The organism is Serratia grimesii (assembly GCF_900186025.1).
GTDB lineage: Bacteria > Pseudomonadota > Gammaproteobacteria > Enterobacterales > Enterobacteriaceae > Serratia > Serratia grimesii.
In genome coordinates this window covers 257,925-283,323 of sequence record NZ_LT883155.1, presented here as the reverse complement: position 1 = coordinate 283,323, position 25,399 = coordinate 257,925, and the positions used below count along the sequence as shown (strand labels likewise).

The window sequence follows — 25,399 nt, the reverse complement described above, 5'->3', positions numbered from 1 at the left end:
AAATTTCTCTCGTTACTTTTCGCTATCAACCAGGCCGCGTACAAACCAGCGCTGCATCAGAAGAACCACCGCCAGCGGTGGGATTAAAGTCAGAATCATCGCCGCCATGACCTGATTCCACTGGGTCGGCGCACCGGAGGTGGAGATCATGCTTTTGATGCCCGCCACCGCGGTGCCCATTGAGGCGTCGCTGGTGATCAGGATCGGCCACAGGTACTGGTTCCAGCCGTAGATAAAGGTGATGACAAACAGCGCAGCCAGGTTGGTCTTCGACAGCGGCAGCACAATGTCCCAGAAGAAGCGCATCGGGCCGGCACCATCAATACGCGCAGCTTCCAGCAATTCGTCCGGCAAGGTCATAAAGAACTGGCGTAGCAGGAAGGTAGCGGTTGCCGAGGCCATCAGCGGCAGCGTCAGGCCGGTGTAGCTGTCCAGCAGGTTGAGGTTGGAGATCACCTCTACCGTTGGGAAAATACGCACTTCCACCGGTAGCATCAGTGTGAGGAATATCAGCCAGAAAAACAGACTGCGTAGCGGGAAACGGAAATACACGATGGCGTAGGCCGACAGCACCGACACTACAATTTTGCCGAAGGTGATGGCCAGCGCCATGATCACGCTATTCAGCAACAGCATCGAAAACGGCACTTTGAGGTTGCCCACACCGCCCTGCCAGATGTTGCTGATGTTTTCCCACAGATGTCCACCCGGGATCAGGGTCATCGGCACCTGGAACACCTCTTTATCGTCCAATGTAGCGGCCACAAAGGCCACGTACAGCGGGAACAACACCACCAGTACGCCGATAATCAGCATTACGTGGCTGAAGATATCCAGCCCGCGTCGGTTCTCAATCATTGGTAGCGCACCTTACGTTCGACAAAACGGAACTGGATCACCGTCAGACCAATTACCAACAGCATCAGGATCACCGACTGCGCCGCTGAGCTGGACAGATCCAGACCCGCAAAGCCTTCGCGGTAGATCTTGTAGATCAACGTGGTCGTGGATTGTACCGGCCCGCCGCCAGTCGCAGCATCGATCACTGGGAAGGTATCGAAGAAGGCATACACCAGATTTACCACCAGCAGGAAGAAGCTCACCGGCGTGATCAACGGCAACACCAGGTTGAAGAAGCGCCGCACCGGGCCAGCACCGTCGATGGCTGCCGCCTCAACCAGGGAGCGTGGAATGGACTGTAACGCCGCCAAGAAAAACAAAAAGTTATAGCTGATTTGCTGCCATACCGAAGCCAGCACCACCAGGAACATCGCCTGTCCGCTATTTTGCGCGTGGTTCCAGTTGTAACCCAATCCATTGAGGAAGTGAGTAATCAGCCCCAGCCCCGGGTTAAACAGGAAAATCCACAGTACAGCCGCCACCGCAGGGGCCACGGCATAAGGCAAAATCATCAGCGTCCGGTAAATTCGGCTGCCGCGCAGGACATAATCCACCAACGCGGCGAAGAACAACGACACGACCAGCCCGATACCTGCCACCAGGAAACTGAAAATCAGCGTTGTGTAAAACGAATCGAGGTAATACGGGTCCTGGAACAACTGGGTGAAGTTATCCAGCCCGACAAACTGGCTGGACAGACCAAACGGATCGAGGCTTTGCACTGAATACCACAGCGCCTCACCGGCAGGCCACAGGAAGAAGATTGCGGTGATCAACAGTTGCGGCAGCACCAATACATAGGGCAGCCAGCTACAGCCGAAACCGGGACGGGAAGATGACATAGAGGTTAACCGTTAATATGGGTGAAGGGCTGACTGAGCCCTTCACCCCGGCCCTCTCCCAAGGGAGAGGGGGTGGATCGGTGTCGTTCGCCGAAAAGGAATTCCGGTTGACGTTACTTGGTCTGGGACTCAAAACGGCGCAGCAAAACATCACCTCGCTGTACGGCGGCATCCAACGCCTGCTGTGGCGTTTTCTTCCCGGTCCACACACCTTCCAGCTCTTCATCTACGACGGTACGAATCTGCGGCATATTGCCCAGACGCAGACCCTTGGTGAACGGCAATGGCGGTTTGTTCAGCATCTGACGTGTTGCCACATCGGCACCCGGGTTCTTATCATAGAAACCCTGTTGCTTGGTCAGATCGTACGCAGCGGTCGTGATCGGCAGATAACCGGTTTTCTGATGCCATTCGGCAGCGATTTCCGGTTGGGCCAGATACTGCAGGAATTCAGCTACGCCCTTATAGGTGGCGGCATCTTTGCCGTTCATCACCCACAAGCTGGCGCCACCAATGATGGCGTTCTGCGGTGCATTTTTGGCATCCGCGTCATAAGGCATCATGCCAACACCATAGTTAAATTTGGCGTAGTGCTTAATATCTGCCAGCGAACCGGAGGATGCAGTGGTAATGGCGCAATCACCGCTGTAGAACTTCTCGGTGGATTCGTCTTTACGGCCGAAGTAGGTGAAATCCCCCTTCTTGTTCATGTCTTCCAGCAGTTGGATGTGCTTGACCTGAAGCGGCTTGTTGAACTCCAGTTTGGCGCTGGTGCCACCGAACCCGTTATTTTCCGTGGCGAACGGTACACCGTGCCAGGCGCTGAAGTTCTCGAGTTGGATCCAACCCTGCCAGCCACTCGCGTAACCACACTTCATACCAGCTTCACGCAGTTTGGCCGTATCCGCCGCCAACTCTTGCCACGTTTTTGGTGGCTGATCTGGGTTCAGGCCAGCCTTCTTGAAGGCATCTTTGTTGTAATACAGAACTGGGGTAGAGCTGTTGAACGGCTGAGACAGCAGGTGCCCGCTCTTGTTGTCGGTGTAGTAACCTGCCACCGTCGGCACGAACACCGACTCGTCAAAGTTGATGCCAGCGTCTTTAAACACCTCATACACCGGCTTGATCGCCTTGCTGGCCATCATGGTTGCCGTGCCCACCTCATACACCTGCAAAATCGCCGGTGCTTTACCTGAGCGATAGGCCGCGATGCCCGCCGCCAGATTCTGTTCGTAGTTACCTTTATAAACCGGAACAATTTTGACGTCGGGGTGCGATTGGTTAAAGCGATCCGCCAGGGAATCCACTTCTTTACCCAGTTCGCCTTCCATCGAATGCCAGAACGGGATCTCGGTTGCCGCCAGTGCATGAGTGCTGACCGCCAGGGTCAACGCGACGCACAGCGTAGTTTTGCGAATAGCGTAGGTGAGCATGCCTAACTCCTGAAAAAAGCTGGTGTAATAAGCGCGTGAGCGAAAAGAATCAGTTTTTTGTTCGGAAGCTAACATGCCATGCTCGGATGACAGAAACATAACCACCAGATGACAGCTATATGACGGAAGAGTGAAGTGCAGGTTGCGGTTTGATGTCGGCGGCAGGAAAAACTCCCCTGCCGCCGCGGGGATTACAGTGAACGACGCAGGCGGGCAACGGCTTCCTGCATTTGTTGCTCCGTGGCGGTAGCGAATGACAGACGGAAGGTCGAACGATCCGGATTGTCAGAGAAGAAGTATTCTCCCGGCACAAATACCACGCCCTGCTGTAGGGTGGTTTTCAGCCATTCGGTCGCGTTAAACGGCTGACGGAAGCGCGCCCACAGGAACATACCGCCCTTCGGCATATCAAAGCTGATATGGTCACCCAACTCTTGTTCCACCAGCCCGGCCAGGATCTCGCCCTTTTGTTTGTACGCTGCGCGGATCTTTTCGATCTGCGCCGGCAGACGATCCAACCCCAGGTAACATTCGACGATGCTCTGCGACAGCGCGCTGGCGTGCAGATCCGCCGCCTGCTTGATGATCGCCACTTTGTGCAGCAGGAACGGCGGCAAAATTGCCCAGCCCAGACGCAGGCCCGGCGCCAGGATCTTGGAAAAGGTCGAGGTGTAGATAATGTTATCGGTATGGCCCAGTACCTGCTGCGAAATCTGGTGCAGCGTGGCGTTACGTTCTTCGGTAAAACGCAGCTCGCCGTACGGGTCATCTTCGATGATCAGGAAATTGTGCTCGGCCGCCAGTTTTACCAACAGTTCGCGGCGCGCGGCACTCAGTGTGATGCCACTTGGGTTGCCGAAGTTCGGCACCACATACACACCCTTGATGCGCTGAGTTTTCAGCAACTCGGCCAGTTCTTCGACCACCATGCCATCGCTGTCGGACGACACCGACATGATGTTGGCTTCCGCCAGCTCCAGCGTCTGTAATGCTGCCAGATAGGTCGGACGCTCCACCACAAACACGTCGCCTGGGTTGACGATGGCACGCATCACCAGATCCAGCGCCTGCTGGGAACCCGCAGTCACCATCACCTCGTCAGCGGTAGCAGAAACACCACGCTGGGCGCACAGCTCGCAGATGCGCTCACGCAGTACCGGGCTGCCTTCGGTCAAACCATACTGGAAAGCGCTTTTCGGCTGCTCGGTGATCGCCTGATGGGTCGCGATGCTCAACCCTTCGAAATCAAACAGGGCATCAGAGGGGATGCCGCCCGCCAGCGAAATGACGTTTTCCATCTTACTGTGCTTGAGCAATTCACGAATTGCCGAGCTTTTTACTTTTACGATGCGCTGCGCGAGTAACCCTTCTGTGTTCATTTCTTCTTCTTCTCGTAATCGTTAAAAATGCAGGTGCAGCCTGAGTTACCTTTATCGGTAAATTCCCTCTAATACCCTATGGATTTCCAGTTACAGCTAGGCGACCAGCTCGCTTATCCTCCAGGAGCTTACTTTAGTAAGTGACTGGGGTAAGCGAGTGCAGTTAACAACGCTGTAGCTTGAAAGACGACGGGTATTTCAGCCGCCCAGATACGCCGATCTAACTGCTTCGTTTGCTAACAATGCGGCTCCCGTATCTTCCAACACCACGCGGCCGTTTTCCAGTACATAACCACGATCGGCCAATTTCAGCGCCTGATTGGCGTTTTGCTCCACCAGGAAGATGGTCATTCCTTCTTCGCGCAGTTGCTCAATGATGTCAAAAATCTGCTGAATGATGATCGGCGCCAGCCCCAGAGACGGTTCATCGAGCAACAGTAACTTCGGCTGGCTCATCAGTGCACGCCCAATCGCCAACATCTGCTGTTCACCGCCAGACATGGTGCCTGAACGCTGAGTACGGCGCTCCAACAGGCGCGGGAACAGGTTGAATACCCGTTCAATACGCTGCTGATACTGATGACGATCGGCAAAGAAACCGCCCATCGCCAGATTCTCTTCCACGGTCATGCGCGAGAACACCCGCCGCCCTTCAGGGACAATCGCCACCGCCTCACGCATGATGCGCGAGGTCTGCCACTGTGTAATGTCCTGATCGAGAAAGGTGATACTGCCTTCTGTCGCACGCGGTTCGCCGCACAGCGTACCGAGCAGCGTGGTTTTACCCGCGCCGTTAGCGCCAATCAGGGTGACAATCTCCCCCTGTTTGATGTTCAGGCTAACCTGATGCAGCGCCTGAATTTTGCCGTAATGGGCGGACACCTGATTAAATGACAACATTAAGCTTCCCCCAAATACGCCCGGATCACGTCCGGGTTGTTACGAATTTCTGCCGGAGAGCCCTGCGCCAGCGGTGTGCCTTGGTTCACCACGTAGATGCGATCGGAAATGCCCATCACTAACTTCATATCGTGCTCAATCAACAATACCGAAACCTTATGCTGATTGCGCAGTTCGACAATCAGGTGATCCAGCTCATCGGTTTCCTTCGGGTTCAAGCCCGCAGCCGGCTCATCCAGCATCAACAACTCTGGCCGGGTAACCATGCAGCGTGCAATCTCCAGCCTGCGCTGTTGGCCGTATGCCAGATTCCCTGCAGAACGGTTAGCCATCTCTAACAGGCCAACCCGTTGCAGCCATACCGAGGCACGTTCCAGCGCATCAGCTTCGGCACGACGAAACGCCGGGGTTTTCAGCAGCCCGGCAAAGACACCGCTTTTCAGATGTTGATGTTGCGCGACCAACAGATTTTCGATCACCGTCATTTCACGGAATAACCGCACGTGCTGGAAAGTCCGCACCACGCCCATACGGGCAATAGTCTGCCCAGGTAACCCTTCCAGATGGCGCTCACGCAGTTTGATGGTGCCACCGGTTGGGCGGTAGAAACCGGTCAAACAGTTAAACACCGTGGTTTTTCCGGCACCGTTCGGGCCGATCAGCGAGACGATTTCGCCTTCATTGAGTTCCAGCGCCACGTTATTGACCGCCAGCAGGCCGCCGAAACGCATCGATAACCCTTCGACCTTCAGCAAAGGTTGCATACTCATGCCTGTTCCCCCTTGCCCGCGTGGATATCCGCCGTTTTCAGTTTCAGCTGTGGCCGCTTCATCGGCAGCAACCCCTGTGGTCGCCAAATCATCATCAAGACCATCAGGGCACCCAGCAGCAACATGCTGTATTCATTCAGATCACGCATCATTTCACGCGATACCACCAGCAGTATAGCCGCCAGGATCACGGCAAACTGCGAGCCCATGCCACCCAATACCACGATCGCTAACACAAAGGCCGACTCGACAAAGGTAAAGGATTCCGGGCTGACAAAGCCCTGACGTGCGGCAAACAGCGTACCTGCAAAACCGGCAAAGGCGGCGCTGATGGTAAAGGCGGTCAGCTTGATTTTGGTCGGGTTAAGGCCCAGTGAACGGCAGGCGATTTCATCTTCGCGCAGCGCTTCCCAGGCACGGCCCAGCGGCATGCGCAGCAGGCGATTGATCACAAACAGCGTCAGTACCACCAGCAGCAGCGCCACTAAATACAAAAACACAATGCGATCGCTCGGATCGTATTTCAGGCCAAAGAAGTTATGGAAGGTGTCCCAGCCGCCGTCACGCACACTTCGGTTGAACTCCAGCCCAAAGAAGGTCGGTTTCGGGATCTGGCTGATGCCGTTCGGCCCGCCGGTGATCTCGGTATTGTTCAGCAGCAGGATACGCACGATCTCGCCGAAACCCAGCGTCACAATCGCCAGGTAGTCACCGCGTAAACGCAGTACCGGGAAACCAAGCAGGAAACCAAAGATGGCAGTGACGATGCCAGCCAATGGCAAACTTTCCCAAAAACCAAGACCGTAGTAGTGATTAAGCAGTGCATAGGTGTAGGCACCAATAGCGTAAAAACCGCCGTAACCCAGCACCAGCAGGCCGGACAACCCGACCACCACGTTCAGGCCCAGACCCAGCATCACGTAGATCAACGTCAGGGTAGCGATATCCACCGTGCCGCGCGAGACCAGGAACGGCCAGGCGACAGCGGCAACAATGATCGCCGCAGCCAGCAGCTTCTGGCGCGCAGTGGTGCCATCAAAACTCGGCAAGACGAATGACGGGCCGGAGATTTTTTTCAGCCCTTGCTGCATCAGCGGACGCAACAATTGGAAGAAAAACACGATGACACAGCCAATGCCGATCCACATCCAGCGAACTTCCGCCGCGCCATGCACCACCAGTTTGGTTCCGTCGAGACTCAGTTGCATCCCCATCAGGAATGAAGCCATCACAAACAGCACCAGAGAGGCGATCAACGCATTAAGCAGATTGAGTTTCATACCTTCTCAACCTCCGGACGCCCAAGGATGCCGGTTGGCATGATCAGCAACACCACAATCAGCAGCGCGAACGACACCACATCTTTATATTCAGTGCTCAGGTAAGCCGAAGTCAGGGCTTCCGCCACGCCCAGGACCAGACCACCAATCATCGCGCCGGGAATGCTGCCGATACCGCCCAATACCGCTGCGGTGAAGGCTTTCATACCGGCCATAAAGCCGATGTAGGGGTTAATCACGCCGTAGAACTGGCCCAGCAGTACGCCAGCCACCGCTGCCATGATCGCACCGATCACGAACGTCAGTGAGATCACCCGATCAGTATTAATGCCCAGCAGGCTGGCCATTTTCAAATCTTCCGCGCAGGCACGGCAGGCACGGCCCATGCGTGAATAACGAATAAATATCGTCAGCGCCAACATCGCCAGGAAGGTCACGACCCAGATAATCACCTGCATGGTAGTGATGGTGGCGGCAAAGCCGTTGCTTTCTCCCAATACCCATTGGCCGGTGACCAGGCTAGGCAACGCCAGATCGCGCGATCCCTGTGTCAGGCTGACGTAGTTTTGCAGGAATATCGACATCCCGATGGCGGAAATCAGCGCGATCAAACGCTTGGAGTTGCGCACCGGCTTGTAGGCCACCCGCTCAATGCTCCAGCCGTAGGCACTGGCAATGACGATCGACACCAGGAACCCGGCACCAATCAGCAACCAGCTAACGTCGATGCCCACCATCATCAGGGCGGCAATAACAATAAAGGAGACATAGCTGCCGATCATATACACCTCGCCGTGGGCGAAGTTAATCATGCCGATGATGCCGTAGACCATGGTGTAACCGATGGCGATCAATGCATAGGTGCTGCCCAACGTGACGCCGTTGAACATCTGCTGCAGAAAATAAAGAACCTGCTCTGACATACTCTAACCCTTGGCTGCGAAACCTGAACGCGAAGAGCATTCAGGTAAAGGGATACGGAGCCGGCAAGCCGGCCCGCGGGCGCAGTTGAACTGCGCCCTACCCTGATGATTATGGCTTATTTAATGGGTGTTGATGTGCCGTCGGCATGCCATTCAAACACACCGAATTCAAAGCCTTTCAGATCGCCTTTTTCATCCCAGCTCAACGGCCCCATCACGGTTTCCACTGGCTTGCCGGTTTTCAGATCCTTGACGATATCGGCCGGTTCCTGGCTGCCACTGCGCTCCATCCCGGTGGTCAGCGATTGCAGCGCAGCGTAGGTGGTCCAGACGAACGGACCGGTCGGATCCAGCTTCTTGGCTTTCAGTGCATCAACAACAGGTTTGTTGGCTGGCACCTGATCGTAGCGTTTAGGTAAGGTCACCAACATGCCTTCGGAGGCCGCACCGGCGATGTTGGACAGTGAAGAGTTACCCACACCTTCTGGTCCCATAAAGCGGGTCGTCAGGCCAGCCTGTTTTGCCTGGCGCAGGATTTGGCCCATTTCCGGGTAGTAGCCACCGAAGTAAACGAAATCGACGTTTTCTTTCTTCAGACGCGCCACCAAAGTGGAGAAGTCTTTATCGCCAGCGGTGATCCCTTCAAACATCACCACGTCGGTACCCTGTTTTTTCAGGCTATCACGCACCGAGCGTGCCAGGCCTTCACCATACTGCTGCTTGTCGTGAACCACGGCAATGCGCTTAGGTTTGATCTCACTGAGGATGTATTTCGCCGCCGTCGGACCCTGATCGGAATCCAGACCGGTAGTACGCATGATCATCTTGTAACCACGGGTGGTCAGATCGGCGTTGGTGGCCGCCGGGGTAATCATGATCACGCCTTCATCTTCATAAATATCGGAAGCTGGCTGCGTCGATGACGAGCACAGGTGGCCAATCACATAGCGAATGCCGTCGTTGATTACCTTGTTAGCGACCGCGACCGCCTGTTTAGGGTCACAGGCATCATCGTATTCCACACCCACCAGCTTATCGCCCTTGATGCCGCCCTTGGAATTGATATCGGCAATGGCCTGACGAGCACCGGTGAACTCCATGTCACCGTATTGTGCGACTGGGCCGGACATCGCCCCGACGATCGCCACTTTAATGTCTTTCGCCATGGCTGAATGACCGATAGCCATCGCAATACAACCCGCCAACAGCGCCTTACCTTTTGTTAATTTCATCCGCAAATCCCCATCTGTCGTTGTGAACGTACCTGTTGTGTTTACCCGCACCCGATCTTTATTTACTGCTTTTATTCATAAGTAATAATGATTTAGGTGTTTTACAGGCAATATTTTCTAATAAGACTTTATTTTTCATATCATTAAACAGGAATTTTCTTCTGCAAATCAACTTCATTGCTCAGAAACAAGCGGTGTAAACAGGATAAAATTCGGATTAAATCCGCGCTGTTTAGCCCGAGGCGTAGCGCATTGTGCTGGTTAACAATCCATTTACTAACTATTTACTCGGAAAATGGTCCATGCAAAAAACATTTTGCGCAGTAATCGTACAGAAAAACTTACACAACGCTCTGCACAAGATCTATTACACTGTCGGCATCATTTAACTGCGCGGAAATTCTGCATGAAACTGACCATTGAGCGCCTTACTACGCTGTCCCCGCAAGATCTCATCGACCTCGGCAAAATCTGGCCACATCAGCAGCCGGAGCAATGGCAGAACGGGTTGAACGACGGTAAAGCGCTGTTCGCCGCCCGTTTTAACGACCGACTGCTGGGCGCAGTGAAAATCGCGATGCAGGGTGAAAAGGCAGAGTTGCTTGATCTGATGGTGCGTGAAGTGACACGCCGCCGCGGTGTTGGTCTCTATCTGGTACAGGACGCACAGCGCCAGTTGCCACAGATAACACACTGGCAGCTTTCAACCGCTGGCCTGACACCGCGTGAACGTGGTGAGGTAGATAACTTTATGCGTGCCTGCGGTTTCACTCAGCAAGGTGAACTCTGGCAGCAATGAAACGTGGGCTAATAACGCTATTCGTGCTGGCAATGGCGTTAACCTCATGGTTTGCTGGTCGTCATCAGGCGTTGCGGTTATCACAAACCTGGGATAATCAGGTTTATGTCTGGCAACGGGTCTGGACCCCACAACATACCGCAGCCTTGGCGCAAAGCCGTGATCTGTTCCCCGTGTTGCGGGTTCTGGGATTGCAGGCCCACCCGCGTGAAGGCTGGCGGGAAATCCCCGTTAATCTTCCGCTACTGAAACAAGATGGTCGTCCGCTGTGGTTAGTCATGCGTCTGGATGGGCAGTTGGCACAGCTTGATGAGTCTGTCATTCGCCAGCGTCTACTAGAAACAGTGCAGCAATGGCAACGCGCCGGGCTGCATGTCACCGGCATTGAAATAGACCATGACGCCGCCACTGCTCGACTGTCTGACTACCAGCATTTCTTGCAGCAGCTACGTCAGCAGTTGCCGTATACCTTAGAGCTAGGCATCACTGCATTACCGACCTGGATCGGCTCAGCAGCGTTGCCCGGTATATTGCAACACGTCGACAGTTCGGTACTGCAAGTGCATGCGGTGCTGTCACCGCAGCAAGGGCTATTCGTCAGCCCACTGGCACTCCATTGGGTAAATCAATACGCGAAAATTACGCCAAAACCTTTCCGGGTGGCATTACCTGCCTACGGTATGGGCCTGGTGGGGTTCGATGCTCAGGGTGCCCAGGTTGAAAGCGAAGCGTCATTGCGCGTGGCGGGCACGTCGCGTGAACTAACCGTCGCACCGCAACAGGTGGCTGATTTTCTGCATCAACTGAATTCGCAGACCACGCCGCACTTGCGTGGGATTATCTGGTTCCGACTGCCATTGGCTGACGACCGCCGCGCTTGGTCGCTCGCGACACTGCGAGCAGTGATAGAAAACCAACCGCTCAGTGTCGACTGGCAGGTAAAATTTAGCCATCAGCCACAGCAAAATGGGCTCAATGATCTGATAATTCATAATAACGGCCCCGTTGACGCCCCATTACCACATGAAATCATCATCACCGCGGGTGAGTGCCTGGCAGCGGACGCTGCGGGCAACTACCGGCTGGAAAGTGAACCTCAACGGCAACGCTTTGTGCTTACCCACAGCGACCAGCTACGCGCCGGGCAATCCCGGCCGCTGGGCTGGCTACGCTGCCAACAACTGACGCCAGGAGGCACCCTTGTCATACCTTAATGCGCACGCTAGACGGAGTCTCTGCGGTCGTTCTCTCTCTCTGGCGACCCTGATCGGTTCAGCATTGGCGATGCCGATTAACAGCTACGCTTGCGGACCAGACTTTCCTAATCGTCTGCTGGTCGATCGCAACGGTACACTGCTGTACATGCCGGAAGGTAATTTCGCTTTTGAAGCAGGCCGCCTGGTTGCTGTAGATAAGCAGTTACCGCTGTGGAAAGCACCACCGCCAGCCATGCCCCCGAAACCAATGCCGCTGTCACCGGAAACCCTCATCATCAATAAAATGCGGGCAGCCAAAACCGTTGAAGAGGCCGATTCCGTCAATACTCAAGGACTATCTGACGCCGCGCGCCTTTACCAACTAGGCGCAGTGGCTTTTGCCGGTGAAGACCCGCGTGCGGGTGAATATTTTCAACAGGTACTGGCGCTGCCCTCAGCAGACCAGGGCGACTGGGGACTGCGGGCGCAATATTCACTTGGCCGAGTGTTAATGGGTGATCACGGCACGTCAGAGAACGAAACTGGCGCATCGACCGTTGCGGTCAAACACCCGTCCAAGCCACAGCTTGAACAAGCGTTAGCAGCATTCCAACAGGTGATTGAGCGCGTGAAAGGCGGCGTGGCTGACCCTGATCAACTGGCGTTAAGCAGCCTGGGCCAACGAGCACGTATTCACCTGTGGCTGGGAGAGATCGCTCCAGCGGCCCACCTGTATGCGCAGCAAGCGGCACAGGGCGATCAAGACGGTGGGTTGTCGTTACAATACGTCTCCAGCTATCTGATCAATCCTGACCACTTCGATGTGCTAAAGCAGACCATTGCCGATCCGTTGATCCAACAACTGGTGACCATTGAACTGTTTGCACGCAGCAGTAATCTGCAAATGGCGGACACTGACGGAACCGGCAGCCGTTCGACACAAGTCATCAGCCAGATTCTGACGCTGTTGGATGCCTCGGTGAAAAGCGGCTTCACCGGCAGCGATCGACTGGCAGCGCTGGCTTACCGTGCAGGGCAATATCCGATGGCGGCCAGCCTGCTGAAGCACGCCGGAGACAGCGGCCTGGCCTGGTGGCTACGAGCCAAAATGGCGCTGCGCGATGGGGATGTTAAAACCGCTACCGCTGACTACGCCAAAGCGGCGTCCGCTTTCCCATCCAGTGAAAGCTGGGGCGAACAACGCAATGCGGACTTTACGCCAGAAACCATCGTGCCTGAATGCCGGGTTGCGGGGGAACAGGCCATCCTGGCACTGGACCGCGGCGATTATTTGCAAGCAATGGACTTCCTGTATCGCGGTAAAGATATTTATTGGGCCGACGTCGCCGACGTGGCAGAGCGAGTTCTTACCGTCGACGAACTGAAGGGCTTTGTCGATAAGCATGTACCCGCACCGGCTACACCGCTGAAACCGGTTAACCCGGATGAGTACAATGGTCAAGCACTCACGCCAGATGTGCAACTACGCGAGCTGCTGGCGCGGCGGCTGATGCGCGCCGGGCGTCCTCAAGAGGCAATGACCTATTTTGATATTCCGAACTATCGTCAGGTTGCCCAACAGTACGCTGATACGCTGAAAACGGCACAAGACAAATCTGCAGACAAATTGGCGCGCGCAAAAGCCTACTATCAAGCCGCAACGCTGCTGCGTACCCAAGGGCTGATGTTCACCGGTTATGAAATGACACCGGATTATGCGATTTATGATGCGGGTTATTCCTATCTGGGGGATGCCTTTGATACCCGAGCCCTGAAGCACAAAAGTTGGATCAGCAGCGCAGAAGCCGCGCGTGCTAAAGCGGCACTGCCGTCGCAAGACAATCGCTTCCTGCACTATCGCTGGCAAGCGGTCGATCTGGCTCAACAGGCGGCCGACTTACTGCCACCGACAAGTCAGGCCTATGCCGCAGTGCTGTGTAATGCTGCCGGGTGGGTGATCAAACGTGATGCCAAAACGGGTCGGGCGTTGTATCAGCGCTACATCAATACTGGAGCTCAGTACAGCTGGGCCAATAAGTTCGGTTATGACTGCCCTGCACCAAACTTCTCTGCGATAACACCATAGCGCCAAATTTCAGGCACAAAAAAGCCCGGCTAGCCGGGCTTTTTAACGCTTATGCGGAATTAGGCTTCGATCGCCATTTTCAGTTTCTTCATGGCGTTCTTTTCTAGCTGACGTACACGTTCAGCGGAAACACCGTACTGATCGGCCAGCTCTTGCAGCGTAGACTTGTTGTCGTCATCCAACCAACGGGCGCGGATGATATGCTGGCTACGCTCGTCCAGACCTTCCAGCGCATAGGCCAGTTTGTCTGCTGCGTTGCTTTCCCAGTTATCTTCCTCGATACCTTCAGCGAAGTCCGAGCTTTTATCCTGCAGGTACAGCACGGGTGCCATCGATTGACCATCACGGGCTTCATCATCCGGTGTTGGGTCGAAAGTCATATCCTGCGCCGCCATGCGGGATTCCATCTCACGCACGTCTTTACTGGTCACACCCAACTCACGGGCCACCAGTTCCACTTCATCCTGATTGAACCAGCCCAAACGCTGCTTGGTTTTACGCAGGTTAAAGAACAGCTTACGCTGAGCCTTAGTCGTGGCAACTTTGACGATACGCCAGTTACGCAGTACGTACTCGTGAATTTCTGCCTTGATCCAGTGCACAGCAAAGGAAACCAAACGCACCCCAACCTCTGGGTTGAAGCGGCGAACAGCTTTCATCAGGCCGATATTACCTTCCTGGATCAAGTCCGCCTGCGGCAAGCCATAACCAGAATAATTCCGGGCAATATGAGCGACAAAGCGCAGGTGAGACAGGATGAGCTGCTTAGCGGCTTCCAGATCGCCCTGATAATGCAGCCGTTCAGCCAGCTCCCGCTCTTCCTCTGCCGTCAGCATCGGATAGGTGTTGGCGGCCCGGATATAGGCTTCCAAACTGCCCTGGGGCACTAAAGCTAAAGTTTGCATTTCTTTGGTCATTCAAACCCTCTCTTGAAAAAACAGGTCATGCAGGTGATTATCACGGCGGGGAAATGATTGATTCTACGGCAGTTGCTATTGCAAAAGCGGTCCACACGCCGGGCACCATAACATTTTGCTGCAGATTTTGACCGCGTTCCGCCCTATTAGTTCACAGTTTTTCGATCACGCTGTGCATGACAATACGTGACGAAGACTCAAGCCGATAGGGAATTTGTGCGCAAAGAAGAGACTAGATGATGCTTAAGTTATTGTCGGTAACTCTTCTCCCGCAACACGCTCAGAGCAGCAGGAGAAGAGTATACCAAAAAAACTTTATTGTGGTGTAAATCGACGTAAATGTTGCACGGTGGCTAACCAGGCGGCGATCCAACCAATCATCGCTGAGACAATCAGCAGCAGCAAGGCTTCATCCCAACCTAAACCGTGCAGGGTAAAGGTGGTGCCAAAGACCTTGGCCACGCCGGTCACTACCGACTCCAATCGCCACACCATCGCACCGGACAAAACCAGCGACAGCAATGCGCCGAAGAAACCCAGCATCGCACCGCCATTTAGGAACGGCCGCAGGATAAAGCCGTCGGTCGCGCCGATCAGTTTCATCACGTTGATGGTGTCGCGGCGGCTGAAGATGCTCAACCGTACGCTGTTGCCAATCACCAGGAAGACCGCCACAATCATCAGCACCCCGATCATTGCAGCCACTTGCCCCACCAGCCCGGTCAAGGCGGCCAAGCGGGCAAACCAGCTGTCATCCATGCGTACTTCATCCACACCCTGTACTGCCGCCACGCGATCACGCAGGGTATTGAGCGTATCGGAACTTTGGAAGCTCATTTTCGGCGTGATGATGGCGACCGCAGGCAATGGGTTCTCTTCCAGCATATCCAGTGCGCCGCCAAAGCCGGACCAGTTGCGGAATTCGCCCCGGGCCTCTTCACGCGACAAGTAATTCACTTTCTCTACGCCGGCTTCCGCCTTGATGGCGTCGAGCACTTTCACCGCCGCATCATCATCGAGGGATTTATCCAGATATACCGTCAACTGTGGCGTTGGGTACCACTGAGTCGCCGCAGTGCTGACGTTTTTCCACACGATGTAGCACACACTCGGCAACGTCAGGGAAATAGCGATCACCATCACCGTCAGTAACGTCGCCAACGGCTGACGCAGCATATCCTTGATGGCGTTCATCCAGGCGTAGCGCCATTGTTCACGCCAGCCACCACGAAGCGCTTTGCTCTTGGCGGTTTTTGCATTATTCGCCATGTTGCGCTCCTCCAGCCATGCGGCCCTGACTCAAACGCAGAATACGGTAATTGCGACGGGCGATCAGTCCAGTATCGTGGGTAGCCATCAGTACGGTAACACCGACGCGGTTAAACTCTTCAAACAGACGCAGAATGCCTTCAGACAGCGCATCGTCCAGGTTACCGGTTGGCTCATCCGCCAGTAGCACCGCAGGCTTATTTACCACCGCACGTGCAATGCCCACACGTTGCTGTTCACCACCCGAAAGCTGAATAGGGAAGTTTTTCGCCTTATCCAACAACCCGACCTTATCCAACGCAGCAGAAACACGGCGGCGAATATCTTCGGTGCTGGCACCCGCGATAATCAGTGGCATTGCCACGTTGTCATACACTGTACGATCCAGCAGCAGATGGTGATCCTGGAAAATCATGCCGATCTGACGGCGCAGGAACGGCACCTCACGGTTTTTTAACCGACTGATGTCGTGCCCACCAAACCAGATATGGCCGGCGCTCGGCCGTTCGATACCACAAATCAGTTTCAGCAGGGTACTTTTACCCGCGCCGGAATGGCCGGTCAGAAACGCCATCTCTGCCGGGCGCAGATGGAAATCTACCCCCTGCAGTGCCTGCCGTCCGCCCAGATAAGCTTTACTGACCTGTTCAAAGCGAATCATCCGTATTAATCCTCTCGGGCAAAAAGTGCCTCAATAAAATCGTCAGCCTTAAATGGCCGCAAATCTTCGATGCCTTCCCCAACACCGATGTAACGAATCGGGATAGAGAACTGATCGGCAATGGCGAAGATCACCCCGCCCTTGGCAGTACCGTCCAGTTTAGTCAGTGTGATACCGGTTAAGCCTACGGCTTCATTAAATAATTTCGCCTGACTGACCGCATTCTGTCCGGTGCTGGCATCAAGTGTCAGCATAACCTCATGGGGGGCCTGGTCGTCCAGTTTTTTCATGACGCGGACGATCTTCTTCAGTTCTTCCATCAAGTGTGCTTTGTTTTGTAGACGCCCTGCCGTATCGGCAAGCAGTACGTCGATGCCACGCGCTTTGGCGGCCTGCACGGCATCGTAAATCACCGAAGCAGAGTCAGCACCTGTATGCTGCGCCACAACCGGAATGCGGTTACGTTCGCCCCACACTTGCAGTTGTTCCACGGCTGCCGCACGGAAGGTATCCCCTGCAGCCAGCATGACCGATTTGCCTTCAGCCTGGAATTGGCGAGCCAGCTTACCGATAGTGGTGGTTTTACCTACGCCGTTCACCCCAACCATCAGAATGACATACGGGTTTTTACCGCCAACATCCAGTGGCTGATCAACTTTAGCCAGAATTTCAGACATTTCCTCCTTCAACTTACCGTACAACGCTTCGGCATCTTTCAGCTGCTTGCGGCTGGCATGTTGGGTCAGAGAAGTAATGATTTTACGTGTGGTTTCCACGCCGACGTCGGCAATCAGCAGCTGCTCTTCCAGCTCTTCAAACAGATCATCGTCAATTTTCTTGCCGCGGAACAGGCCGATAAAGCCTGAACCCAAATTTTGCTTGGTTTTTACCAGACTGCGTTTAAGACGGGCAAAGAAACCTTCTTTGGTCGGACGCTCTTGCTCTTGAGTCACTACAGGTGCCTGCAGCTCGGACTCTTTTTCTTCTTCAACGTCTTCTGCAACGACCGGAGCGGCGATAATCGGCTCCAAAGCCACTTTAGCCAGTAAAGGCTCTGGCTCTGATGCAGCCACTTCCGGCTTAACCTCAGCAACCGGCTCAGGCTCAACCTCGATAACTGGCTCAGGCTCGACGACTTCAGGTTCAAACGCGACGACAGGTTCAGGCTCAACCACTTCGGGTTCAGACACGACGACCAGCTCAGGCTCAACCTCGGCAATCGGCTCCGGCTCGACAACTTCAGTTTCAAGCGCAACGACAGGTTCAGGCTCAACCACTTCAGGTTCAGACACAATGACCGGCTCAGGTGCAACCACTGCAACCGGTTTTGGCTCAACGTCGGTAATCTGCTCAGCGGTCTCTTCTACTACCGCCAGCTTCTGTTCTAAGGCCACCTGTTCAGTAACAGTAACAATTTCTTCCGCCAGAGTGTCTGCCGGCGCAGGGTGCTCGGCAACGACCGGCACGCTTTCTGCGATATGTTCACCGGTCAGGCTACCGTCCCATTCTCCGGGGGTATCTACAGAGGCGGCAGGTTCAGATTCCTGGGCGGGGAGCTGGTCATCCAGCTTGGGAGCAACCGGTTCAGCCGGCGTCTCCACGGCCTGATTATCCGCCGGTTCTACCGACGTCTCAGGTTGCTGTTGCTCTTCTTCCTTCTGGCCAAAGCCCAGCCAGGAGAAAAATCCGCGTTTCTTATCTTTTGCCATGTTATGACTCTACTCCGTACCGAAGGCTTGCTTATACTGACAATTATTCCGCCGAGTCTATCACTTTCCCTCGCGCAGCAACACGCATCCGGTATGCTTTCCGCTGTGAAATCAGGCAACAAAGTTTTACCTTTTCCCCTGACGCCTCTCACCGGTAGAATAGCGGCAACTACACCCTTCATCTTTCAAGTTGCAACTGTGTTGGCTTTCCTCGCTTGCCCCGGCCACGTACTGCTTGTGCGTTCCCATGGGGCTTACTGCGTTGGCACCCTCCTGCATCTTGAAATCTATTGGGTATATTTGTTAACTCGTGCGGCCTCACCGCCAATAGAAAGAAATAAAGCAAACCTATGACAAGAATATCGCCACGGGCATCGGCAAAAAAACCGTCCCAAGCTGCGACCGGGCAGATCCGTATTATCGGTGGCCAATGGCGCGGACGAAAACTGCCCGTACCGAACAGCCCAGGGCTGCGTCCGACGACCGATCGTGTTCGTGAAACCCTGTTCAACTGGCTGGCACCGGTGATCCAGGGTGCTCGCTGCCTGGACTGTTTTGCCGGTAGCGGTGCACTCGGGCTGGAAGCATTATCGCGCTATGCCGGCAGTGTAACCTTGTTGGAGTTCGAACGTCCGGTGGCACAGCAACTGGAAAAAAATCTGGCGCTGCTGCAAGGGAAAGGCGATGTGGTCAACACTAACGCCCTGACCTGGTTGGCGCGCAGTGCCCAACCGTTTGACGTCGTGTTCCTCGATCCGCCGTTTCGCAAAGGGCTGTTGGCTGAAACCATCACGCTGCTGGAACAGCAAGGCTGGCTGGCCGATGAAGCCTGGATTTATGTAGAAGCCGAAGCCGAAAGCGCCGCAACTGACGTCCCGGCAAATTGGCAGTTACACCGTGAAAAAGTCGCCGGTCAGGTGGCTTACCGTCTTTATATCCGTTCGCAAGAGAAAACCGACAATGCTGATTAATCTGGGTCGCCTGCTGATGCTGTGCGTATGGGGCTTTTTGCTCTCCAATCTGTTCCACCCTTTTCCCAAGCCGCTGAAGTACTTCATCGACGTGGCGCTGTTCTTTATGGTGGTGATGCACGGGCTGCAATTAGTGTTGTTGAAGTCCACTCAACCGAAAGATCAGCCGATAAGCTACTGGCAGGAAGCCAAGATCTTCATCTTTGGTGTTTTCGAACTCCTGGCCTGGCAGAAAAAACAGCCGCCAATCAAAAGAAAATAGTTATTGCGATGCAGGCTGGGCGGTAAAGGAGAGATAACGCGTTCCTTGCATGCTCAGCGTGCCCTGCGCTCCCTTTTCGATCGGATTGTATTGCCACTGCTTCAGCCGTAGCCGAATTGCCTCTCCGCCACCCAACGGGCTGAACACCACCTCATAGTACATTGGCTCGTTGACCATCGTCTCACGTTGCGGCGATCGGGTCTTGGCGACGGGAAATTCACGCTTATCGCTCACGATGACCTGCAGATTACGTACCGACGCACGATCATTTTCTGCCGCCACACGGCGCTGGTTGAAATAGCGCTGCGTGGCCAGTACGGCGATCAACGCAATCACGGCGATAAAAAACAGTGGCGGTTTGCTCATCTTAATTTCCATTCCCTTTTGGCTGTATCAGCATAACCATAACAACAACTTTCACGTTGAAGCGCCACCCGTTTTAGTCATTTCCTCACCAGACACATTAAGCACGCGTGAGTTTCCAGGGTTTAAAGGTTAGCCACAGCAGTAAGCCTGGTAATTGCAAGGCGATCAGTAAGGCTAGCGACCACTGGTAAGCCACCACTGGGTAACTACCGCCCACTGTAGTCCAGTTGCCGATCACCGCCCCCACCAACCACTGCACGACAAATGCCAATACAAAGACAACCAGATTAAATGACGCGCTTACCCGACCAGCTAACGCAGGTTCGACGGACTGAGCCACAATGGCATAATTCATGGTAGCCGCTGTACCAAAGAAGCTGAACCCTATGGTGATCACATAAGGTGATACGGAAAGACCGCTTAACATCAGCACCTGAAACAGCACAAAGATCACTACACCGCAGCCACAGATCATAATCGGCTGTACTGCATATTTACGCAGGTAATCCGTCAACCAGCCAAAACTGAGCGATCCGGCAACCATGGCTACCGTACCTAACATCAAAGCATTAGCCATTTGTGCATTGCTCAGACCAGCAACATCATGTAGCCAGGGCCCCATCCAAAGCGCCAGGATCGCCATGTAAGTCGCGTGGGCAAAGACCGAATAGAGTCCTAATCGCCAGAAGGTCCATGAGCGATATAAGCGCCCCACCTCGCGACACATGTCGCTGAAATGCGTATTTTTCGATATAAAGGCGCCACGCACTGAAAAGTGAATCACCGCACTCACCAATACTGTTAACACGGCCAGCAGCAAGAATGCTTCTCGCCAGGTGATCCAAGTTAATGCCGCATGCAGCGGTGCCGTCGAAGCCATAGCTCCCAAACCGCCAACAGAAAGTAGACAAGCGGTACTGAGTGGCAGCCTGTCTACCGGTAACCAGATTGAGCATGCCTTGATGGCACTCATCAGGGAACCAGCAACCCCCAAGCCGATCAAGCCACGCCCAATCAACAACCCTGCCTCGCTATGCGACATTGCAAAAATCACTGAGCCGGCAGCGGCTATCAACAGCATCGGGCTTTGCACCGACCGGGGACCATAGCGATCCAGCATCACACCGAGGGGCAATTGGGCAGCGGCGAACGTGAGGAAATAGACCCCGGTTAAAACCCCCAAGCTTTCCGCTGGAAGGTGCAGCTCATTGGCAAGATCGTTATAAATCACGGCGTTCACGGTACGGTACAGGTAGGAGATAAAATGCCCCATACCGAAGGGGATAAAAATCGTCAGGAACAACATGGCGAAGCTTTTTTTCGCTTCCTGTACCGCTACGCTAGAAACCTGTTCATTCTGCATTCTCAGACGCCTCCTGCTTAATGGGGGAGAATGTGGTACGTATCTCGCAACAGACGCGGCCACGAGTATCATTGAGCCAAAGCTCATCAGGTGTCGGCAGCATTTCTGATACGTGAATCACCCGCGCTTTCTTCAACGCCGTCGCCAGCGTGTCTAAAGAAAGCGGATTATCGAAATCGATAAATAAAGGCTTAGGCTCACTGTCACACTTGATAAATACCCAACGCGGCAGTGCCTGTCGCTGCTGCCATTCCTGCCACTGGATAAACGCCATGAACTCATCGGAAACCGCTTCTGGCCATCCACCGGTGTTAAACGCCCAGGTACGTCGCTTGTACAGGGTACGGTTCACACGAATGCGGCGTGGCTCATGGCGTGGCAACATATCTCCCGCCAGTTGAAACAGTAATTGATGCAGAGCAGTGCTGTTGACACAAAGCAAATCCTCGTGAAAAGCACCGTCCATATCCTCTACAGTCAGACGACCTGCCTTGCAATGTAGGCGGGCACGCCCTACAGGATAGTGTTTTTCAGCGGCTACGCTGCCTCCGCAGCCTGGCAATAGCAACTGTGCATAATGGGGTACCAAGGGCCAATCGATATGCGAACGCTGATAACTCTCGGGCGAGTCGGCCAATACCAGGCGCTCCCGGCCCAATAGCGCATTAACCTCCTGTTCAATCTCTGCCGTAAAGGGGCAAAACGGCGCAGCGACCGGTTGGCTAAGCGTATGAACCCCTGGGTGCGTCTCCCCTAGCACCACCAAATATTCTCCCCGATTCAACGCTTCCAGGTCATCTGCAGCCAACATAAAATCCGGTGAGTGGAAGTTTTCACCAAACACCGGAAAATCGGCGGCCGCAGGGCATTGTTGATGCAATGCCGCTAATACCTGTGCTAATTGTTCCGCACTGAGCTGCACTTCTTCTGTACGTACCACGCTGAGTAACGGCTGCCAGGCTTCATTCAGCATCCCGCGGATCCGTTCGCAAACCTGTTGTTGAATCGTTGCCTGTTGCGGATGCAATCGATGCAGGAACGCCAACAGACTTATGGCTTGCCCATCCTTGCGTGATGGAATTAGCTGAAAAATATCCAACCAGGCCTGATGCAACAAAACACCCGTGGCGCGCGTGAGCCACTGATACAACGACATCAGCGGGGCAAAATCCTCATCAAGTGCCTGTTGCATCGAACGGCTAAACGTCAGAGTACTGGCTCGGGCGCAATCCTCATAAACAGGATAACGCCCGACATACATTTTTCCGCTTTCCCGCACTAACGAAATCCCTGCGTCACTCAGCGCCTGGTTCATTGCCACCAATGCCTGCTGGCGTTGGTGCAAATCGCCGCTGGCATAAATTTCACGCTGCCCTTCCAAACACCGGAAACACTCGGACCAGTGAGCGATAAAACTGTCAGGCAACGTTGCGGTACGCATTGCCTGTAAGATCGTGGTTAACGCGGCAGGATCACGCGGCGAAATCTGGAAGCCGCGTTGTACAATACCGGCCCCGATCAGGTGTTCAACTACCGGACCAGGGTCGCTATTCAGACGGTGGCGTAACTGTTTTTCACTGACAACCTCCAGCGTCAACGCTTTCAACACCTCCAGAATAGGACCCGCCAGGCGGCGTGATTTATCCAACGGATAGTGCAGTACATCGCCCTGAAGGTAGCAGCCAGGATTCACCGATAGTGGTAAACACGCTGGCTCCGGACACTGTGCGTTTACCTGAGCAACGAGACGCTGTATGACCCAGCTTTCAAAAAAAGTCTCCCGCTGAGAAAGCCAAGGACCCGTGCTCCTATTAACATTGGCCAGCATGGTTTGTTGATCATCAAACCGGCCCCAGGCTATCGGGCCAAAAAAGCTGCAGGTATCATTCTTGGTACAAAAACGCTGGGCATAACTCCATCCCAAGCGAATTTTTTGTTTTTTACGGCTGTCATAGGGCGTATGTCGTTCGGTGACCAGTGTATTAATTCGCTGTGCGGCGTCGGGGTTAGAAATGAATATCGCCTCCGACACATCAGCTCGTGACAGAAAATCAATCAACTGCTGACGCACTTGCTCACTAAAAGAAATAAAACCAGAACGCAAAGATGTCTCTTGTTCAATAATCTTCGCGTTGACGCTGTGCCACTCGCCGAGCGGTTGGTGCAAGACATCACGTAATGGTAACGGCAAGTCACTCACACTCACCGCCTGTTGCGCCGCCAGTTTGCGTGCAAACTTGCGACATTGCTCTTCACCGACGATGGCCATCTGTTGCTCAAACGTTTGCAGTAACCGCCCACGCCATTGATACAACTCCATCAGTAAGGTAAAGGCCGGCAGGTTGGAGAATGGCGAAACCTGCATCAGGTGATCAGCCGGGAACCCCGCAGAACGCAACCAGAAATAATCAGCGCACTTCATGCGTTAACTCCCTCAATACCAGTGCATTGGCTGACACCAAACGAGCCAAAAACGGTGCATCGTTTTCATCCAGGGGCGCTCCGTGCACCGGCGGCTGGTTAAACAATGCGGCACAACGGGGGGGTAACAATAGGTACTTATGGCGGCTATTCAAGTCCGGCAACGTTACCAGCAGGTGTTCCTCACCGGATGGCGGCATAACCTGCCCCAACGTTTTTTTATCGCGCAACCACTGCGAAAGTCTAAACTGGCAACAGTACAGGCGAGCCATACCAGTGTGAGCATAGCCCGCGGGGCCCGAGGCAGCAGGCACCCCGTGTTGCAGCGACAGATACAGCGACACCACTTGGTATTCCAGACCCATTAAATCCACCAGCGGCGCTGGCCATATCTGGCTTTCCCCATCCGCTATCAACCAATTGAGGATATCCCGACAATAGGTATAAACACGTGGGCCATAATCATGCCATTGATGTGCCTGTAAAAAGTCACGCGACAATTGTGGTATTTCCACCCCACGATTGAGCAGCGCTCGCAACGTCAACGGCGCACCGTTTTCCAGTGCATTAATAAAGGAATTCACCAATCGAAACTGGTAGTTCTCAATAAACCACTTCGCACGATCAATATTTTCAGCATAGGCAGCAATCACCGCCTGTTCTTCCGGCGTAAATGCATCACACGCCTGAGGCTGCCATTGGCGGTCAACCAACTGCTGTTGTAACGCTTCATCACGCAGGATCTTACGCCAGGTATGCCAGGCAATTTTAGCATCCATCGCTTACCACCTCTTGGCTGCTCACCGCCCGCTGCCAAATAGCCTGAGCACGCTTCACGTCTTGGACGATCATCGATTCATCTTTAGCGTCCATGACCCGCGTCAACGCGTGGTGCGCCTGCCCCTGATACTCCAGTACGATCGCCGAAGGCAAGGTGCGCGACAGGAGATCCTCATACAGGTCCCATACCGGTTCAGGTACGGCGGTATCGTGCCAATCGTGGTACAGGCCATCCGCCCAACTGCCTCCGGCTAAATGAACCGAAATCACGCGATCCAGCGGTAATGTGTCAAGATAATCAGCCAGATCAAAACCAGGCAGATTGATAGAGTTGGTATAAATATTGTGTAAATCCAGGTGCAGAAAGGTGCCCGAGCGCTGTACTAAACGCGCCAGGAACTCCGCTTCACGCATTTCTGCTCCGGGGCAAGGCAGATAATAAGCGGCATTCTCATGGGCTAGCGGCATACCGTAACGTTGTTGCAATTCGGCGGCGCGATCGGCGCAACGGAGCACTTCTCGCTGCGAAAACTGCAGGGGGCTGCTCCAAATATCCAACCAAGAATCATCACCGTAAAAACAGTGGTTAGCGACCCATGGACTGTTGATCATTTTGGCTAATGGGATATGACGCTGTACCGCAGCAGTACTGTCCAATGGGTTAAAACCGAAGTCGCAACCGTAGTTTGAATGCGCCAGCAGAGTGAAACGTTCGCCAAGTTTTTCCAACGTCGCACGCACTTCCGGACGCATAATATGCGGCCCGTCCATTGGAGCCATAATGTTGTCTAACAGTATTTCCAACAAATCGACGTGCAAGGTTTCAAACGGAAACCAGTCCAGTATTTCTGGGTTATATTGAATACCCACCCCAACCACCGTGGGTTTTGCCATTACTGTCATATCGTCCATCATCCCGTCGGAACAAAACAGCCCTGTT

General features: G+C 54.2%; 23 protein-coding genes. 5 read left to right on the top strand and 18 right to left on the bottom strand.

The features are described from left to right. Positions 1 to 12: 12 nt before the first annotated feature. The 9 genes from ugpE to SGBXF1_RS01210 all read right to left on the bottom strand — a co-directional run bounded on the left by ugpE (position 13) and on the right by SGBXF1_RS01210 (position 9,659). Positions 13 to 858: a sn-glycerol-3-phosphate ABC transporter permease UgpE gene (ugpE, locus tag SGBXF1_RS01250; RefSeq protein WP_061808134.1), complete on the bottom strand. Its 846-nt coding sequence runs from the start codon at positions 856 to 858 to the stop codon at positions 13 to 15. Beyond that, the gene (ugpA, locus tag SGBXF1_RS01245) at positions 855 to 1,742 is read right to left on the bottom strand and encodes a sn-glycerol-3-phosphate ABC transporter permease UgpA (protein WP_061808135.1); all 888 of its coding nucleotides are present in this window, start codon (positions 1,740 to 1,742) and stop codon (positions 855 to 857) included. The genes ugpE and ugpA overlap by 4 nt, the downstream gene beginning before the upstream one ends. A 113-nt stretch (positions 1,743 to 1,855) precedes the next feature. Next, positions 1,856 to 3,175, bottom strand: a complete 1,320-nt coding sequence (gene ugpB / locus SGBXF1_RS01240) for a sn-glycerol-3-phosphate ABC transporter substrate-binding protein UgpB (protein ID WP_061808254.1) — start codon at positions 3,173 to 3,175, stop codon at positions 1,856 to 1,858. Positions 3,176 to 3,366: 191 nt separating this feature from the next. Beyond that, positions 3,367 to 4,554, bottom strand: coding sequence for an aminotransferase-like domain-containing protein (locus SGBXF1_RS01235; RefSeq protein WP_061808136.1), 1,188 nt, complete (start codon positions 4,552 to 4,554; stop codon positions 3,367 to 3,369). A gap of 198 nt (positions 4,555 to 4,752) precedes the next feature. Continuing rightward, positions 4,753 to 5,454, bottom strand: coding sequence for a high-affinity branched-chain amino acid ABC transporter ATP-binding protein LivF (livF, locus tag SGBXF1_RS01230; RefSeq protein ID WP_130382685.1), 702 nt, complete (start codon positions 5,452 to 5,454; stop codon positions 4,753 to 4,755). After that, a complete protein-coding gene (gene livG, locus SGBXF1_RS01225; RefSeq protein ID WP_037423484.1) occupies positions 5,454 to 6,224 on the bottom strand; it encodes a high-affinity branched-chain amino acid ABC transporter ATP-binding protein LivG in 771 nt (256 codons plus the stop codon). Before livG ends, livF begins: the two co-directional genes overlap by 1 nt. Next, a complete protein-coding gene (locus SGBXF1_RS01220; protein WP_037423482.1) occupies positions 6,221 to 7,504 on the bottom strand; it encodes a high-affinity branched-chain amino acid ABC transporter permease LivM in 1,284 nt (427 codons plus the stop codon). Before SGBXF1_RS01220 ends, livG begins: the two co-directional genes overlap by 4 nt. Further along, the gene (gene livH, locus SGBXF1_RS01215; protein ID WP_037423479.1) at positions 7,501 to 8,427 is read right to left on the bottom strand and encodes a high-affinity branched-chain amino acid ABC transporter permease LivH; all 927 of its coding nucleotides are present in this window, start codon (positions 8,425 to 8,427) and stop codon (positions 7,501 to 7,503) included. The genes SGBXF1_RS01220 and livH overlap by 4 nt, the downstream gene beginning before the upstream one ends. A 116-nt stretch (positions 8,428 to 8,543) precedes the next feature. Beyond that, positions 8,544 to 9,659, bottom strand: a complete 1,116-nt coding sequence (locus SGBXF1_RS01210) for a branched-chain amino acid ABC transporter substrate-binding protein (protein WP_186427709.1) — start codon at positions 9,657 to 9,659, stop codon at positions 8,544 to 8,546. A 406-nt stretch (positions 9,660 to 10,065) separates the two neighbouring features. Between SGBXF1_RS01210 and panM the strand changes: the two genes are divergently transcribed. The 3 genes from panM to SGBXF1_RS01195 are packed head-to-tail and all read left to right on the top strand — an operon-like array spanning position 10,066 to position 13,740. Continuing rightward, on the top strand, positions 10,066 to 10,458 hold the full coding sequence (gene panM / locus SGBXF1_RS01205) for an aspartate 1-decarboxylase autocleavage activator PanM (RefSeq protein ID WP_037423473.1): 393 nt from the start codon (positions 10,066 to 10,068) through the stop codon (positions 10,456 to 10,458). Next, positions 10,455 to 11,672 (top strand): DUF3142 domain-containing protein, encoded by a 1,218-nt coding sequence (locus SGBXF1_RS01200; protein WP_186427708.1) that lies wholly within the window; start codon positions 10,455 to 10,457, stop codon positions 11,670 to 11,672. Before panM ends, SGBXF1_RS01200 begins: the two co-directional genes overlap by 4 nt. After that, positions 11,659 to 13,740, top strand: a complete 2,082-nt coding sequence (locus tag SGBXF1_RS01195; RefSeq protein ID WP_186427707.1) for a hypothetical protein — start codon at positions 11,659 to 11,661, stop codon at positions 13,738 to 13,740. Before SGBXF1_RS01200 ends, SGBXF1_RS01195 begins: the two co-directional genes overlap by 14 nt. A 59-nt stretch (positions 13,741 to 13,799) precedes the next feature. On the opposite strand, the gene rpoH is transcribed toward SGBXF1_RS01195, so the two are convergent. From rpoH to ftsY, 4 genes are all read right to left on the bottom strand, one after another. Then, positions 13,800 to 14,657, bottom strand: coding sequence for an RNA polymerase sigma factor RpoH (gene rpoH / locus SGBXF1_RS01190; RefSeq protein ID WP_020824815.1), 858 nt, complete (start codon positions 14,655 to 14,657; stop codon positions 13,800 to 13,802). A gap of 315 nt (positions 14,658 to 14,972) precedes the next feature. Further along, positions 14,973 to 15,926, bottom strand: a complete 954-nt coding sequence (gene ftsX / locus SGBXF1_RS01185; protein WP_037423462.1) for a permease-like cell division protein FtsX — start codon at positions 15,924 to 15,926, stop codon at positions 14,973 to 14,975. Next, the gene (gene ftsE / locus SGBXF1_RS01180) at positions 15,916 to 16,587 is read right to left on the bottom strand and encodes a cell division ATP-binding protein FtsE (protein ID WP_037423459.1); all 672 of its coding nucleotides are present in this window, start codon (positions 16,585 to 16,587) and stop codon (positions 15,916 to 15,918) included. Before ftsE ends, ftsX begins: the two co-directional genes overlap by 11 nt. A gap of 5 nt (positions 16,588 to 16,592) precedes the next feature. Next, the gene (gene ftsY, locus SGBXF1_RS01175) at positions 16,593 to 18,296 is read right to left on the bottom strand and encodes a signal recognition particle-docking protein FtsY (protein ID WP_186427706.1); all 1,704 of its coding nucleotides are present in this window, start codon (positions 18,294 to 18,296) and stop codon (positions 16,593 to 16,595) included. A gap of 350 nt (positions 18,297 to 18,646) precedes the next feature. Here ftsY and rsmD point away from each other — a divergent pair, with 350 nt between their 5' ends. Next, a complete protein-coding gene (gene rsmD / locus SGBXF1_RS01170) occupies positions 18,647 to 19,267 on the top strand; it encodes a 16S rRNA (guanine(966)-N(2))-methyltransferase (RefSeq protein ID WP_037423453.1) in 621 nt (206 codons plus the stop codon). Next, entirely contained in the window at positions 19,257 to 19,529 is a 273-nt protein-coding gene (locus SGBXF1_RS01165; RefSeq protein WP_006317223.1) for a DUF1145 family protein, read from the top strand. The genes rsmD and SGBXF1_RS01165 overlap by 11 nt, the downstream gene beginning before the upstream one ends. On the opposite strand, the gene SGBXF1_RS01160 is transcribed toward SGBXF1_RS01165, so the two are convergent. From SGBXF1_RS01160 to SGBXF1_RS01140, 5 genes are all read right to left on the bottom strand, one after another. Next, a complete protein-coding gene (locus SGBXF1_RS01160) occupies positions 19,530 to 19,895 on the bottom strand; it encodes a DUF2500 domain-containing protein (protein WP_037423595.1) in 366 nt (121 codons plus the stop codon). It lies immediately after the preceding gene. A gap of 97 nt (positions 19,896 to 19,992) precedes the next feature. After that, positions 19,993 to 21,258 (bottom strand): MFS transporter, encoded by a 1,266-nt coding sequence (locus SGBXF1_RS01155; protein ID WP_186427705.1) that lies wholly within the window; start codon positions 21,256 to 21,258, stop codon positions 19,993 to 19,995. After that, positions 21,248 to 23,680 (bottom strand): lantibiotic dehydratase, encoded by a 2,433-nt coding sequence (locus SGBXF1_RS01150; RefSeq protein WP_186427704.1) that lies wholly within the window; start codon positions 23,678 to 23,680, stop codon positions 21,248 to 21,250. The genes SGBXF1_RS01155 and SGBXF1_RS01150 overlap by 11 nt, the downstream gene beginning before the upstream one ends. Beyond that, on the bottom strand, positions 23,667 to 24,458 hold the full coding sequence (locus tag SGBXF1_RS01145) for a hypothetical protein (RefSeq protein ID WP_186427703.1): 792 nt from the start codon (positions 24,456 to 24,458) through the stop codon (positions 23,667 to 23,669). The genes SGBXF1_RS01150 and SGBXF1_RS01145 overlap by 14 nt, the downstream gene beginning before the upstream one ends. Next, the gene (locus SGBXF1_RS01140; RefSeq protein WP_202819434.1) at positions 24,448 to 25,362 is read right to left on the bottom strand and encodes an MbnB/TglH/ChrH family RiPP precursor modification enzyme; all 915 of its coding nucleotides are present in this window, start codon (positions 25,360 to 25,362) and stop codon (positions 24,448 to 24,450) included. Before SGBXF1_RS01140 ends, SGBXF1_RS01145 begins: the two co-directional genes overlap by 11 nt. Positions 25,363 to 25,399 lie beyond the last annotated feature (37 nt).